General features: G+C 32.0%; 13 protein-coding genes. All 13 read left to right on the forward strand.

From position 1 onward, the window contains the following. Window positions 1-17 precede the first annotated feature (17 nt). The 13 genes from RBU61_RS01745 to meaB all read left to right on the forward strand — a co-directional run bounded on the left by RBU61_RS01745 (window position 18) and on the right by meaB (window position 15124). The gene (locus tag RBU61_RS01745; protein WP_308877774.1) at window positions 18-347 is read left to right on the forward strand and encodes a septum formation initiator family protein; all 330 of its coding nucleotides are present in this window, start codon (window positions 18-20) and stop codon (window positions 345-347) included. 64 nt (window positions 348-411) lie between these two features. Beyond that, complete coding sequence (locus RBU61_RS01750) at window positions 412-825, forward strand: S1 RNA-binding domain-containing protein (RefSeq protein WP_308877776.1); 414 nt, start codon at window positions 412-414, stop codon at window positions 823-825. A 290-nt stretch (window positions 826-1115) separates the two neighbouring features. Then, window positions 1116-3443, forward strand: a complete 2328-nt coding sequence (gene spoIIE, locus RBU61_RS01755) for a stage II sporulation protein E (protein WP_308877777.1) — start codon at window positions 1116-1118, stop codon at window positions 3441-3443. Between the two features lie 127 nt (window positions 3444-3570). Then, on the forward strand, window positions 3571-4947 hold the full coding sequence (gene tilS, locus RBU61_RS01760) for a tRNA lysidine(34) synthetase TilS (protein WP_308877778.1): 1377 nt from the start codon (window positions 3571-3573) through the stop codon (window positions 4945-4947). A gap of 29 nt (window positions 4948-4976) precedes the next feature. Then, window positions 4977-5516, forward strand: coding sequence for a hypoxanthine phosphoribosyltransferase (gene hpt / locus RBU61_RS01765; RefSeq protein WP_308877779.1), 540 nt, complete (start codon window positions 4977-4979; stop codon window positions 5514-5516). 75 nt (window positions 5517-5591) lie between these two features. Beyond that, a complete protein-coding gene (gene ftsH, locus RBU61_RS01770; protein WP_308877780.1) occupies window positions 5592-7406 on the forward strand; it encodes an ATP-dependent zinc metalloprotease FtsH in 1815 nt (604 codons plus the stop codon). A gap of 304 nt (window positions 7407-7710) precedes the next feature. Beyond that, the gene (locus RBU61_RS01775; protein ID WP_308877781.1) at window positions 7711-8997 is read left to right on the forward strand and encodes a dicarboxylate/amino acid:cation symporter; all 1287 of its coding nucleotides are present in this window, start codon (window positions 7711-7713) and stop codon (window positions 8995-8997) included. 39 nt (window positions 8998-9036) lie between these two features. Further along, on the forward strand, window positions 9037-10404 hold the full coding sequence (locus tag RBU61_RS01780; RefSeq protein ID WP_308877783.1) for an aspartate aminotransferase family protein: 1368 nt from the start codon (window positions 9037-9039) through the stop codon (window positions 10402-10404). Further along, window positions 10401-11228 (forward strand): 3-keto-5-aminohexanoate cleavage protein, encoded by an 828-nt coding sequence (locus RBU61_RS01785; RefSeq protein ID WP_308877784.1) that lies wholly within the window; start codon window positions 10401-10403, stop codon window positions 11226-11228. The genes RBU61_RS01780 and RBU61_RS01785 overlap by 4 nt, the downstream gene beginning before the upstream one ends. A gap of 62 nt (window positions 11229-11290) precedes the next feature. Continuing rightward, entirely contained in the window at window positions 11291-11644 is a 354-nt protein-coding gene (locus tag RBU61_RS01790) for a DUF3870 domain-containing protein (RefSeq protein ID WP_308877787.1), read from the forward strand. Window positions 11645-11908: 264 nt separating this feature from the next. Continuing rightward, the gene (locus RBU61_RS01795; RefSeq protein ID WP_308877788.1) at window positions 11909-13588 is read left to right on the forward strand and encodes a methylmalonyl-CoA mutase family protein; all 1680 of its coding nucleotides are present in this window, start codon (window positions 11909-11911) and stop codon (window positions 13586-13588) included. Window positions 13589-13770: 182 nt separating this feature from the next. Continuing rightward, a complete protein-coding gene (locus RBU61_RS01800; RefSeq protein WP_308877789.1) occupies window positions 13771-14166 on the forward strand; it encodes a cobalamin B12-binding domain-containing protein in 396 nt (131 codons plus the stop codon). 16 nt (window positions 14167-14182) lie between these two features. Next, the gene (gene meaB, locus RBU61_RS01805; protein ID WP_308877790.1) at window positions 14183-15124 is read left to right on the forward strand and encodes a methylmalonyl Co-A mutase-associated GTPase MeaB; all 942 of its coding nucleotides are present in this window, start codon (window positions 14183-14185) and stop codon (window positions 15122-15124) included. Window positions 15125-15128: the final 4 nt, after the last annotated feature.

Consider the following 15128-nt stretch of genomic DNA (forward strand, 5'->3'; position numbering starts at 1 on the left):
TATTAGGTGGTGAAATTATGCAAAAGAAGAAAAAGAAAAAGAAAATAAGTTTAATAAATCTTATAGTTTATTCTCTATTTATATATGTAGGACTTATATTTTGGAATCAAAGAGACTTAATGAAGAATTTAGAAGCTAAACAAATTGAAGTTCAAAAAGAAGTACAAACCCTAGAGAAGGAAATAGATATCCTGAACAAAGAAATAGAGGATAGTGACTCCTTACAGTTTGTAGAAAAAGTTGCAAGGGATGATTTGGGTATGGTAAAGCCGAGGGAAATCATATATATAGATCAGAATAGAAAGAAAAACCCATTTTTAAATCCCATAAAAAAGAGAACTAATTGACATTAAAAGAGTTCTAATATATACTAAATTAAGAAAACTATTTTTAAGGAGGAATCATTAATTTATGCCAGTATCTGTGGGAGCAGTAGTTGATGGTACTGTTACAGGAATAACAAATTTTGGTGCCTTTATTCAGCTACCGGAGGGTAAAAGTGGACTTGTTCATATTTCTGAAATATCACATGATTATGTAGAAAAGGTAACTGATCATCTAAAAAAGGATCAAAAAGTAAGAGTAAAAGTTCTATCAATTTCAAATGAAGGTAAGATAAGCCTTTCCATAAGGCAGGCAAAGCCTAAAACTACAAAGCCAATAGAAGTTGAATGGAATAAGCCTGATGACAAGATGAAACATATGTCTTTTGAAGACAAAATTAGCAAATTTTTAAAAGATAGTAATGAAAAACAAGATCAATTAAAAACTAGAGATGGTAGAAGAAGTTCAAAGCCAAAAAAAATGAGTAATATGGATGTATAAAACCGGTTTATCCGGTTTTTTTATTTTTTCCTTTACTCTAAAAACTCTAAAAAAACTACAAATCTCTACATTAAATATGGAATTAGTCACATGAAGCTCTAACCATTTGGAATACTGGATTTTCAGCTTAAAGTAAATTATATTAAGATCTCCTTAGGAAAGATTAAGGTTATAGGAAATACAAATGATTTATGTCTTAATTTTCTCTAGTTTAAGTACTTAGATTTGACAAATTATTATGGCAGCTTTTGTTAATATGTATCTAAATACAAATAACAGGAGTGATTTTTATGATGAGAACGGATTCTCTAAAGAATCAAGGTCATTGGTACGAAGTAAATCTTAAAATGGATAGAAGAACAATAATAACTGTAATTATTGGTTTTTTCTTAGCAAGGGCAAATTTACTAAATAAACTTACTCCATTTGGATTTGCATTTCTAACTGCTTACATTATAATGAAAAGTTTAAATGTGCCTATGTTGCTATCTATAATTATAGGGACCCTAACTTTTCAAGGAACCAAGGGGATAAGCTATGTATTATCTTATTTATTAATTTATGGGTTTTTCTCTTTATTTAAAGAAGAAAAAACTTATTCCTTAATAAAAGCATCCTTAGTATCTTCTATTATATTTACAAGTTGTAGAGTAGCAGGTGTCTTTCTAAGTAAACAATTATTTATTTATGATTTATTTATGGTATTATTCGAAGGTGTAATTGTTTTTACAATGATTTATATATTTTCCTTTAGTTTACCTATTGAAAAAATAGGTGGTGCAAACTTTAATAATGAAAAAGCCATTTGTTCCTTTATTACATTAGCATTAGCCTTAGCTGGGGTTAAAGATATATTGATATTAGGCTTTGGAATTAAAAATGTAATTAGTATAATGCTTATATTATATGTGTCCTATAGCTATGGAGCATTTATCGGAGGAACCTCTGGAATAATCTTAGGAATGGTAGGATATATATCTCAACCCGAGATGCCTTTCATCATAGGAATACTTGGTATATCAGGACTTTTAGCAGGTATATTTAAAGATATAGGAAAATCGGGCTCAGCTTTAGGCTTTATAATTGGAAATGGAATTACTTCTTTTTATGTCAATGGCTTAGGAACTAGCTTTCTAGGAGTTAAAGAAATTATAATTGGAGTAATATTATTCTTAATAAGTGCAAATAAGATAAATGAAAGATTTACTGAAAGCTTTGTATTTGATTTAGATATGAAAAAGGATTATAACCAAAAAAGAGATGATATTATTATTAAAAAACTAAATAGAATGACAGAGGTTTTTAATAATTTAAGTGAGACATTTAAGGAATCAGCAAACGAAAGGGATTTTCATTCTACGGGTGAAGTATATAGTATGGTAGATAGTATAGCTAATAGCATATGTACAAGTTGTGCAAAGTATCAGGAATGTTGGGAAAAAAATTACTATACTACATATCAGAACTTCTTTAATTTAGTTGGCATAGTAGAAATGAAAACTACAGATAGTGAATTTGCTTATGAAGAAGCTAAAAAGTTTTGTATTAGAAGTGAAAAGACTTTAGATTTAATAGATAGAGCCGTAGAAAAGCTTAATATAGATCATAACTGGAAATTAAAATTAAGAGAAAATAGACTTTTATTGGCAGAACAATTAGAGGAAGTAGGAAAAGTAATAGAAAATATGACTGAAGATATATATGTTGATCCAAAGTTTAATGAAGAAATAGAACAAAATCTTTATAAAGACTTAAAAAATAATAGATTGGATATAAAAGATGTCTCTGTAGTTCAAATAGGAGAAGAAGATTTTGAAATATTCATAGACCTAAATACCGCAGTAAAGACTGAAGGAAAGTTAAAAGCGATGATAACTCAAAGCCTGGGGCAGGAAGTTGTCAGTGATACTAACTTTAATAGTATATCTAATAAGACCCAAAGATTTAAACTTCTGAGAACTAATAGATTTAGTGCCATGACCAAGGTGGCAACCATGCCTAACTCAGAAAATAAAATATCAGGAGATAGCTTTACCTTTGGAGAAATAGAAAATACCCACTTCTCAGCATTAAGTGATGGAATGGGAATTGGAAGGAAGGCTAATGAAGAAAGCAAGGTAGCTATTTCTCTACTAGAAAGATTAATGGAAGCTAATGCAGGTAAGGATATGATTTTAAAGACTATTAATTCAGTGCTTCGAGTAAAGTCTAATGAAGAAATGTTTGCTACCTTAGATCTAGCCTTTATAGACTTATATGCAGGAAAACTACAGATGATTAAAACAGGAGCCCCAGCAACTTTTATAAAGAAGAAAGATAGAGTAGATATGATTAGCGATGGAACTTTACCTGTAGGGATACTGAAGGATATAGATTTTAATCTTTATGAAGAATATATAGAAGACGGAGATATTATTATTATGATGTCGGATGGAGTCTTAGATGTTAATAGAGATATATATAATGCAGAAGATTGGATGAAAAATATAATAATTAATATAGATAGTATAAATCCTCAAGTCATAGCCAATGAAATATTAAATAGAGTTCAAGAAGTGGCAGCTACTAATACTGATGATATGACGGTTTTAGTAACAAAGGTCTGGAAGAATGTGTAAAACCATGAATAACTAAATTATTGGGCTAGCAAAGCTAGCCCAAATTTTTGCCTTAAACTTAAAATCAGTTGACAATTAGGTTATAATAAAGATATAGTTCATATATAATAAAATTTAAGGTGATTAAATGAAAGAAAAGGTATTGGCCACAATTAAAGAGTATAATTTGATAGAAGAAAATGATAATATAGTAGTAGGCATTTCAGGAGGACCAGACTCCATGGCTTTATTATATAGCTTATTAGAAGTTAAGTCTTCAATTCCCTTTAGTATACATATAGCTCATGTAAATCATGGTGTAAGAGGTAAAGATGCAAAATCTGATCAATTATTTGTGGAAAGAATAGCAAAAGAATTGAATTTATCATACTACACAAAAGATGTAGATATGATTCAATATGGAAAGGAGAATGGTATATCCTCAGAGGAAGCAGGTAGAGAGTTAAGATATGGATTTTTTAGAGAAATTCTATTGAAAGTAGGTAAGGGGAAAATAGCAGTTGCTCATAATATGAATGATCAGGCTGAGACTTTAATTATGAGATTTTTAAGAGGTACTGGTATAGATGGATTAAAAGGTATGGAATTTAAAACTAAAGATATAATTCGACCTATCCTGGGTATAGATAGAAAAGAAATTGAAAGCTACATAGAAAAGAATAATATTGAAACTGTATTGGATAAGACAAACTTGGAACCTATATATAGTAGAAATAAAGTAAGGTTAGAGTTAATACCTTACATAGAGGAAAATTTCAATCCCAATATAGTCAATACTCTCTGGAGAATGTCCAAGATATCTTCAGTTGATAGTAAGTTTCTAGAGGAGTATTCTAAAGAAAGATTTAATATTATAGTGAAAAATAAAGATAGACATAGTATAATCTTAGATGGTGGAAAGTTTTTACAAGAAGATAAATCTATTCAACAGCGAATTATAAGAGTAGCCATAGAAGAGATAAATGACTCTTTACAAGGAATTACTGAAGTTCAGATTAACTTAACCTTAAGTCTTTTTTCATCCTTAAATACAGGAAAAGAAATCCATTTATCAAATGGTATAATAGCTAAGACTAGATATAATGACTTAATCATCGAGAAAGATCACAAGAAAGAAGCAAGTAAATACTTTTATAAATTAAATCTTGGAAATACTAATCTAGAGGATATAAAATATTCTTTCAAAGTAGAGGTATTTCCGGTAGGAGAAAATTTCATACTAAATAAATCAAAAAATACTAGATATTTTGATTTTGATATTGTAAAGGGAAGTTTAGGAGTAAGAAATAGACGTGAAGGCGATAGACTACATCCATTTGGCATGAGGGGAACAAAGAAGCTTAAAGATTATTTTATTGATGAAAAGATACCGAAGGAATTAAGAGATAGGATTCCATTAATAGTAGACGAAGAAAATATTATATGGGTAGTAGGATATAGAACAAATGATTTATATAAAGTAACAAAGAATTCAAAGAAAATCCTATCAATATCATATAATTAATTGTATAATACATAACAAGGAGGATTATAATGGAGAAGATAATTAAAACTATATTAGTTACTGAAGAAGATATTGAAAAAAGAGTAAAAGAGCTTGGAAAGCAAATTGCAGAAGATTATAAAGGCAAGGATTTAATTTTAGTAGGCATATTAAAAGGTGCCGTTATTTTTATGTCTGATTTAGCTAGAAATATAAATATGCAAATAGGTCTAGATTTCATGGCTGTATCCAGCTATGGCAGATCATCAACATCTACTGGTGAAGTTAGAATAATAAAAGATTTAGACTTTAGCGTAGAAAATAAGGATATACTTATTATAGAGGATATTATAGATACTGGATATACTTTGGCATATTTAACTGACAATTTGAAAAAGAGAGGAGCTAGTTCAGTTAAAGTTTGTACTCTTTTAGATAAACCTGAGAGAAGAAAGGTAAATGTTCCGGTAGATTATTTAGGTTTTGCTATTCCGGATGAATTTGTAGTAGGTTATGGATTAGATTATGCTGAAATAGGCAGAAACTTACCTTATGTAGCAGCTCTTAAGGAAGAAGTGTATAGCAAGTAGAAGGTTGAAAAAGCCATATAAGAGTGTTATAATATATAGATATTGTCTGTTTATAAAGAGGAGGGAGGACTTGTATTGAAAAGATTTTTCAAAAGTATTAGTATGTATTTACTAATAGTAATCATTATAATGTTTCTAGTAACAACTCTTGGAAATGACGTAGAACAAATTAAAACAATAGATGTAACTGAATTAGTAGAACACTTAAATAATAATGACGTAGAAAGTATTAAGATTGTAGGCAGAGAGGCTACAGGAAAGTTAAGAGATAAAACTCAGTTTATGACTATTTTACCTACCCAAATGCAGGATACGTTTTTTGATAATTATTTAAAAGATAAAGTTGATAATAAAGAAATTGCTTTAAGTTCTGACTTAGAACCAACTCAACCCTTTTGGATAAGTATAATTCCAACTATATTAACGGTTTTAGTTATTGGAGTATTTTGGTTTGTATTTATGCAGCAATCTCAAGGCGGAGGTGGTGGCAAGGTAATGTCCTTTGGGAAGTCTAGAGCAAGACTTCATAATCAAGATGATGGGAAAATCATTACCTTTGCAGATGTAGCTGGATTAGAAGAAGAGAAAGAGGAGTTAAAGGAAATCGTAGATTTTTTAAGAACTCCTAGAAAATATATTGAAATTGGAGCAAGAATACCTACAGGTGTTTTAATGGTTGGTCCACCTGGAACAGGTAAAACATATTTAAGTAAGGCTGTAGCAGGAGAAGCAGGGGTTCCATTTTTCAGCATATCAGGTTCAGATTTCGTAGAAATGTTTGTAGGTGTTGGTGCAAGTAGAGTTAGAGATTTATTTGAACAAGCAAAGAAAAATGCACCTTGTATAGTATTTATAGATGAGATTGATGCCGTAGGTAGAAGAAGAGGAGCAGGTCTTGGTGGTGGCCATGACGAAAGAGAGCAGACTCTAAATCAACTTTTAGTTGAAATGGATGGATTTGCTACTAATGAAGGTATTATTGTTATGGCAGCAACCAATAGAGCTGATATACTTGATCCTGCATTACTTCGTCCAGGTAGATTTGATAGAACTGTTTATGTTGGAGTTCCTGATGTAAAAGGTAGAGAAGAAATATTAAAAGTTCATACCAAGAATAAACCATTGGATTCAGATGTTGATTTAGGGGTAGTTGCTAAGAGGACAGTAGGATTTACGCCTGCAGACTTGGAAAATTTAGTAAATGAAGCGGCACTTCTTTCAGCTAGATATAATTTAAAAACAATACCTATGTATTTAATAGAAGAAGCGTCTATAAAAGTTCAAGCAGGTCCTGAGAAGAAATCTAAAGTTGTAAGTGAAAAGGAAAGAAGACTTACTGCATACCATGAGGCAGGTCATGCTCTTACTTCTAGACTTACTCCAGATACAGATCCAGTTCACATGGTAACTATTATTCCGAGAGGAATGGCTGGTGGATTTACAGCTTATATCCCAGAGGAAGATAGAAGCTTTCTAACTAAAAAACAAATGGAAGCTAGATTAGTTACTCTTCTAGGTGGAAGAGTGGCAGAGGCCTTAGTTCTAGGAGATATAAGTACAGGAGCTCAAAACGATATTGAAAGAGCAACTAAAATTGCTAGATCCATGGTTACACACTATGGCATGAGTAAAAAACTTGGACCTATGACTTATGGTACTGATGATGAGGAAGTATTCGTAGGTAGGGATTTTGGCAGAGCTAGAGATTATAGTGAAGATGTGGCAGCTGCCATAGATAAGGAAATGAGAGAGTTAATAGATACTGCATATAATCAAGCAGAAAAATTATTAGAAGAAAATATGGATAAACTTCATAAAATAGCAGAAGCTTTACTAGAAAAAGAGACAATAGATGGTAAAGAATTTGAAGAAATATTTATGAGTGCATAAAAGTAGGTAATCCCTTTTAAGGGAGCCTACTTTTTATTTGATCAAAATTCAACAAATCTTCAAAAACACTTTACAGATTTGTTGAAATACTATATAATAATGTTTAATAATTCTAAATATTTGGTAAATGCTGCTTTATTTATGGCAAAATGGTTACCCCAGTTTGCAAAGTAAATAAAACCCAGTATTAATGGTTTAATATTGCCATTAATACTGGGTTTTTTTATTAATATAGAAAGGAGGAATAGTATTTATCCATAATCAATAATCTTTAATATAAACTGAAAAGATAGGAGGGGTATTAATGTCAAAACTCAAAAAAATGAAATTATTTCAAAAGATTTTTATTGGATTGTTTTTAGGCGTTATAGTAGGTGCTATTTTATCGGCTATAGGGAAAGATGAAACTTTTGTAGTAACTTTATTGCCTTGGTTAGGTCTTTTGGGAGATATATTTTTAAGATTAATTAGAATGGTAGTAGTTCCTTTAGTACTTTTCTCAATAATTAGCGGTGTTTCAAATTTAACAGAAATTAAGAAGCTTAGAAGTATAGGAACTAAGACTATAATATTCTTTTTAGTAACAGGATTTCTTTCCATAGGAACAGGTCTTTTAATGGCCAATATATTTAAACCAGGCGCAGGGTTAAAAATTGCCGAATTAGGAGCTGACGTAGTAGAAATGAAAGAACTTCCTACAATATTTGATTCTATATTAGGGCTATTTCCAGCAAATATATTTGAATCTTTAGCTCAAGGAGAGATGTTACATATAATTTCTTTCGGTATCTTTGTTGGAGCTGGACTATTAATTATGGGTGAGAGGGCAAAGCCTATTGTTGATTTAGTAGATAGATGTTCGGAAATGATGTATAAAGTAGTTGACATTGTAATACAATTTACTCCGATTGGAGTGTTTGGACTTATGGCAAAAGCAGTAGCTACCTTTGGTGTAGGAATATTTGGACCTGTATTTAAGTTTATTCTAGTTGATTATGGAGCAAATATATTTAATATAGCAGTCTGGTATTCTTTAATACTATATTTCATAGCTAAGGTAAATCCATTGACTTTTTATAAGAAAGCATTTCAACCTTGGGTCATAGCATTCAGTACATGTAGCAGTGCGGCAGCCCTTCCAGTGACTATGAAGGTTGGTACTGATGAGTTGGGAATTCCAAAGGAAACGGCTAGTTTTATCTTACCTTTAGGAGCTACCGCAAATATGAATGGCACAGGGATTTATTTTGGAATAGTAGTAATATTTGCAGCTCAGTTATATGGTATACCAGTTTCACTTACTCAACAGATAATGTTGGTATTTACAGCTACAATGTTATCCATAGGATGTGCAGCAGCACCTCAGACGGGGCTAATTATATCAATAGCACTCTTAACGAGTTTAGGGATTCCATTAGATGGGATAGCATTAATAGCGGGAGTCTATAGAATTGTAGATCAAATTCATACTTCTACTAATGCTTTAGGAGATTTAGTAGTTGGGGTTGCAGTCTCGTCTTTAGAAAGAGATTTAGATATGGAGACATTTAACGGAAAAGGTATGTTTTCAGCAAATAAAGACATTAGTTAATATCAAATATGAATTGAATATCTTAAAGGGGGAATTTTCGTGAGTTTAAATAAAGCACCTAAAAATAATGTATTTTATAGAAATCAAAACTGGATTTATCCTAAAATTGAAAAAGGAGAAGGAATATACTTAATTGGTGAAGATGGAAAGAAATATATTGATGGGTGTTCAGGGTCTGCCGTTGCTAATATAGGTCATGGCAATAAAGAAATTGCTGAATTTGCCAAAGAGCATATTGAACGAATTGCTTTTACTCATTTATCTAGATGGACAGTTGATTCTATTGAAAAATGTGCCGAAAGAATAGTAAAGTGGTGTCCAGAAGGATTAGAACATGTATATTTTGTATCTGGTGGTTCAGAAGCCACAGAAACGGCTATGAAAATGGCAAGGCAGTACTTTGTTGAAAGGGATGGCAAATCAAATAAATGGAAGGTTATATCAAAGTGGAATTCTTATCATGGAGCAACTTTGGGTTCTCTATCTATGACTGGAACAATTGGAAGAAGAAAAATCTACGATCCTCTATTAACTAATTTTCCTAAAATCAATCAATTTTATCATTATAGAAATCCATGGGGAGCAAAGACTTTAGAAGAAACCAGTATACTTGCTGCTAGAAGTTTAGAAACAGAAATCTTACGTCATGGAGCAGATAATATTGCTGCTTTTATTTCTGAACCAGTAGTAGGTTCAGCAGCACCAGGAGTTCATCCTGAGAAAATCTACTTTGATATGGTGCGGGAAATCTGCGATAAATACGATATACTTTTTATAATGGATGAAGTCATGGCAGGGACAGGAAGAACGGGGAGGAAAATGGCATCAGAACATTTTGATGCTAAGCCAGATATCCTAGTAGTTGCCAAAGGATTAAGCAGTGGATATACTCCAATAGGAGCGGCTATATGCACCACTGAAGTATTTGAAACAATCATGGTTAAAGGTTCGGGTAATTTTATTCATGGTCATACTTATGCAGGTAATCCACTATCTTGTGGTATTGCAGATAAGGTGATGGAGATTATTGAAAGAGAAAACTTTATTGATAATTGTGCCAATCAAGGAGATTATTTAATGGAAAAACTAGAGGGGCTATATGATTACCCAATAATAGGAGAAATTAGAGGAAAAGGTTTAATGATAGGTATTGAATTTGTTAAGGAAAAAGAAACTAAGGAACCTTTTGATCTATCAGATAATATAAAGGGGAAAATTACTAATAATTGTTTGGAAGAAGGTTTAGTACCATATCCAGGTGGTGGATCTGTAGATGGATCAAGAGGTGACCATATACTATTGGCTCCCCCAATAAATATCACTAAGGAAGAAGTAGATTTGTTATATGAAAAATTAGAAAATGCCGTTAGAAAGACATCAGAAGTATTACAGGGGATAATCGCATGAATTATAGAAAAGAAAAACTCATAATAACCGTTGCCTTAACTGGAAATGTTCCGACAAAGGAAATGAACTCTAATACTCCAATTACAGTAGGGGAAATAGTGGATGATATCATTAAATGTAGGGAAGCCGCAGCTTCTGTGGCACATATCCATGTAAGATATGAAAATGGAGCTCCTACCTGCGACAGAAGCTTATATAAAGAAGTATTGGATAGGTTAAAGGAAAGAAATTGTGATATAATTACTCAACTATCTACAGGAGCAAGGGGAGGAGGAAATACTGCTGAATGGCGTGGACAGATGTTAGACCTAAATGCAGAAATGGCAAGTTTATCAACAGGTTCATCTAATTTTCCCTCTCAAGTAAATGCAAACTCCTTTGAATTAATAAGAGAATTGGCTAAGAAGATGTATAATAATAACATTAAGCCTGAAATAGAAGCCTTTGATTTAGGAATGATAGACAATGCAGTTTTCTTATTAAAAGAAGGAGTGCTTAAAGCACCATTACAATTTAATCTAGTAATGAATGTAAGAGGGTCGGTCAAGGGAACCCCTCGAAATCTTTTGCATATGATTGAGTCATTACCAGAGGGTTCTACATTTACAGTATCAGGAATTGGTCCTAGTCAGATACCTATGTTGACCATGGCAATATTATTAGGAGGCCATGTACGGACAGGATTGGAAGATACAGTATTATATGATAAAGGGATATTGGCTACTAATCAAATGTTAGTAGAAAGGATAGTGCGAATTGCAAAAGAATTAGGTAGAGAAATTGCAACACCAGATGAGGCAAGAAAAATATTAGGTATAGAATAATAAGAAGAAGGCTGCGTTAATATACGTAGCCTTTTGAAGAGTATATAGAAAGGATGTATAGAATGAGAGAAATAAAAGAATTTGGGGCAGATACCGTATATTTTGTTCATTATTCTAAACTTCCAGAAGATATTTCTGCCACTTATGTACACAAAGTAGTGGGAGTTGGCTTCCTGATAAATGTAAAAACAGGAATTATTGAAGATATTATGGTAACATTAATTTCAGATTTATGTAAGGAGTTCTTAGCATATCTAATAGTAGGACACAATATCGATAGAGATGGAATAGATGAAATTATTGAGAGGATTGATAATCGGTTCTTTGGTTATTCACAAAAAGCTGTTATGGTATGTATCAGAGGAATATATGCTAGATACACACAATGGAAGGAGAAGAATAAGAAAGTTAACTAATGATTAGAAGAATAAATATTTTAAGATTTAATACTAATGAATGATAAACCTCATTAGTATTATTTTCTATGGAGGTTTTTAGATATATATTTCACATATTTCATTGAGAGAATTCATACATATTTATACTAATAAATGCAATATTCCATTCATTTTCAAAATATATTGAAATATATGTTGCAAAAAACACCCAGTTATTACTATAATAGACTTAGGTAGAACTTTTTAGAAAGACCATAAGTTACCATAATAGGAGGTAAGAAAATGTTTGATAATAAAAAGATCGATGAAATTAAATCCTCGGTTGATCAATGGGAAAAAGAAGTGGTAGAGAAGTCTATAGCCAGATTTCCAGAAAGGAAAGAAACGTTTACAACAGGATCAAATATAGAAGTAGATAGGCTATATACTCCTGTTAATGTGGAGGAAATGAATTATAATGAAGATTTAGGTCTTCCAGGAGAATATCCATTTACTAGAGGTGTTCAATCTACCATGTATAGGGGTAGACTTTGGACAATGAGACAATATGCTGGATTTGCATCGGCAGAAGAGTCAAATGGAAGATATAAATATCTTTTGGAGCAAGGACAAACTGGGCTTAGTGTTGCCTTTGACTTACCTACACAAATAGGATATGATTCAGATGATGGTTTATCTGAAGGAGAAGTTGGTAAGGTTGGAGTAGCCATAGACTCATTAAGAGATATGGAAACTTTATTTGATGGTATACCTTTAGATAAAGTAAGTACATCAATGACTATAAATGCCCCTGCATCTGTTTTATTGGCAATGTATATTGCTGTTGCAGAAAAACAAGGTGTATCAAAAGAAAAATTGAGAGGGACTATTCAAAATGATATTTTAAAGGAATACATAGCAAGAGGCACTTATATATTCCCACCTGAACCATCTATGAGATTAATAACAAATATATTTGAATATTGCTCAAAGGAAGTTCCAGGATGGAATACCATAAGTATTAGTGGATATCACATAAGAGAAGCGGGCTCTACTGCATCACAGGAAGTTGCGTTTACATTGGCTGACGGTATAGCTTATGTTGAAGCAGCTATTAAAGCAGGACTTGATGTAGATGATTTTGCACCGAGATTATCATTTTTTTTCAATGCTCATAATGATTTACTAGAAGAAGTTGCTAAGTATAGAGCAGCGAGAAGACTTTGGGCTAAGATAATGAAGGAAAGATTTAATGCAAAGAATCCAAAATCAATGCAACTTAAATTCCATACTCAAACAGCAGGTTCTACCTTAACAGCTCAACAACCTGATAACAATATAATAAGAGTTACAATTCAAACATTAGCAGCAGTTCTTGGTGGAACTCAATCTCTTCATACAAATTCAAGGGATGAGGCACTGGCATTACCTACTGAAGATTCTGTTAGAATTGCTCTAAGAACTCAACAAATAGTAGCTCACGAATCAGGAGTAACAGAAACAATAGATCCCCTAGCAGGATCATATTATATAGAAAATTTAACTAATAAAATAGAAGAAGAGGCTTTAAGATATATAGAAAGTATAGATGAATTAGGTGGAGCACCTAAGGCAATCGAAAAAGGATATATTCAAAAAGAAATCCAAAATGCTGCCTATAGATACCAAATGGAAGTAGAATCTTTAGATAGAATAGTTGTAGGAGTAAATAAGTTCAAAATTGAAGAAACAGATAAAAAAGAATTATTAAAGGTAGATAAAACAGTAGAAATAAACCAAAAAGAAAAATTAAAAACTCTAAGAGCTGAAAGAAATAATGAAGAAGTAGAGAAGACTCTAAATATGTTAAAGGAAAAGGCACAAACTGAAGAAAACTTAATGCCATTTATTCTAGATGCAGTAAAAACATATGCAACTTTAGGTGAGATATGTAATGTATTAAGAGAAGTATTTGGAGAATATCAGCAATCAGTAATACTGTAAATATAGTGAAAAGTGAATAGTGGAAAGTTAATAGTTTTGAGTCAAGCTTTTAGATCTTTTAATCTTTTTAACTATTCACTGGATGAACAAACTAAGCGATGTACACAAAATTGAAAACCACAATTTTGGTACTCTGCTTATATTAGTTATTAACTATTCACTAAAAAATGGGAGGAATATACATGGATAAACCAATTAGAGTTTTAGTTGCAAAACCTGGGCTTGATGGACATGATAGAGGTGCGAAGGTAATAGCAAGGGCTTTAAGGGATGCAGGTATGGAAGTTATATATACTGGACTTAGACAAACTCCAGAACAAATAGTAGCTGCTGCAATTCAAGAAGACGTAGATGCAATAGGTATGAGCATATTATCAGGAGCTCATAATCATTTATTTCCAAAGGTTGTTAATCTTTTAAAGGAACAAGGAGTAGACGATGTTCTAATAGTAGGTGGTGGAGTCATTCCAGAGGATGATATTCCTTTCCTAATAGAATCAGGTATAGAAGCAGTATTTACTCCTGGAACTCCAACAAAGGATGTAGTAGAATTTATCACAAATAACCTTAAAAGGTAAATAGGTGGTGCTTTATTTGGATATTCAAGAAAGACTTTTAAAGGGAGATAAGAGAGCCTGTGCTAGACTTATTACTATGTTAGAAAATAATGATAAGGAAGCAATAGATATATTGAAGAAATTATACAATCATACAGGTAATGCTTATGTCATCGGTATAACTGGACCACCAGGTTCAGGAAAGTCTACTTTAACAGATAAACTGACTAAAGAACTTAGAAAACATAATAAGAAAGTAGGCATAATAGCCATAGACCCTACTAGCCCCTTTAGTGGTGGTGCCATTCTGGGAGATAGAATTAGGATGAATGATCTTTCCCTAGACAAAGATGTATTCATAAGGAGCATGGGTACTAGAGGCTCCTTAGGTGGTATGTCGAACTCCACCTGGGGTGCAGTAAAAGTATTAGATATTTTTGGATGCGACTATATTTTCATAGAGACAGTAGGCGTAGGTCAGTCAGAAGTAGATATAGTAAAAACAGCAGATACAGTACTTATGGTTATGGTACCTAATCTAGGTGATGATATTCAAGCCATAAAGGCAGGAATAATGGAGATAGCAGATGTGTTTGCCATAAATAAATCTGATCTTGATGGTGCAGATAAGACTAAGGTTGAAATAGAAATGAACTTAGACTTAAATGAACATAATGACTACAGGCCGCCAGTAGTTAAGGTATCAGCTGGGCAAAATAAAGATATAGATATTTTACTGGAAAAGATTTTAGAACATAGAGATTACTTAGAGAAAGCAGACAAGCTAAAAGAAATAAGAACGAGAAATAATAAGCTAGAACTATTAAAGATGGTAGAAGAAGATTTGATGAAGCTAATATTAGATAAGGCAGTAAAAGAAGACCTATTAGAAAATTTGGCAAAGAAGATTACATCAAAAGAAACAGACCCTTATACTGCTAAAGAGGAAATAACTCAGTTAATAACTAAAAGTGAATAGTTAC

The sequence above is a fragment of the Tissierella sp. MB52-C2 genome (assembly GCF_030931715.1).
Classification (GTDB): domain Bacteria; phylum Bacillota; class Clostridia; order Tissierellales; family Tissierellaceae; genus Tissierella.

What these genes read in the sequence shown, in the direction of transcription:
- RBU61_RS01745 (WP_308877774.1), top strand. Translation starts at nt 18, where the DNA reads ATGCAAAAGAAGAAAAAGAAAAAGAAAATAAGTTTAATAAATCTTATA.
- RBU61_RS01750 (WP_308877776.1), top strand. Translation starts at nt 412, where the DNA reads ATGCCAGTATCTGTGGGAGCAGTAGTTGATGGTACTGTTACAGGAATA.
- spoIIE (WP_308877777.1), top strand. Translation starts at nt 1,116, where the DNA reads ATGATGAGAACGGATTCTCTAAAGAATCAAGGTCATTGGTACGAAGTA.
- tilS (WP_308877778.1), top strand. Translation starts at nt 3,571, where the DNA reads ATGAAAGAAAAGGTATTGGCCACAATTAAAGAGTATAATTTGATAGAA.
- hpt (WP_308877779.1), top strand. Translation starts at nt 4,977, where the DNA reads ATGGAGAAGATAATTAAAACTATATTAGTTACTGAAGAAGATATTGAA.
- RBU61_RS01775 (WP_308877781.1), top strand. Translation starts at nt 7,711, where the DNA reads ATGTCAAAACTCAAAAAAATGAAATTATTTCAAAAGATTTTTATTGGA.
- RBU61_RS01785 (WP_308877784.1), top strand. Translation starts at nt 10,401, where the DNA reads ATGAATTATAGAAAAGAAAAACTCATAATAACCGTTGCCTTAACTGGA.
- RBU61_RS01790 (WP_308877787.1), top strand. Translation starts at nt 11,291, where the DNA reads ATGAGAGAAATAAAAGAATTTGGGGCAGATACCGTATATTTTGTTCAT.
- RBU61_RS01795 (WP_308877788.1), top strand. Translation starts at nt 11,909, where the DNA reads ATGTTTGATAATAAAAAGATCGATGAAATTAAATCCTCGGTTGATCAA.
- RBU61_RS01800 (WP_308877789.1), top strand. Translation starts at nt 13,771, where the DNA reads ATGGATAAACCAATTAGAGTTTTAGTTGCAAAACCTGGGCTTGATGGA.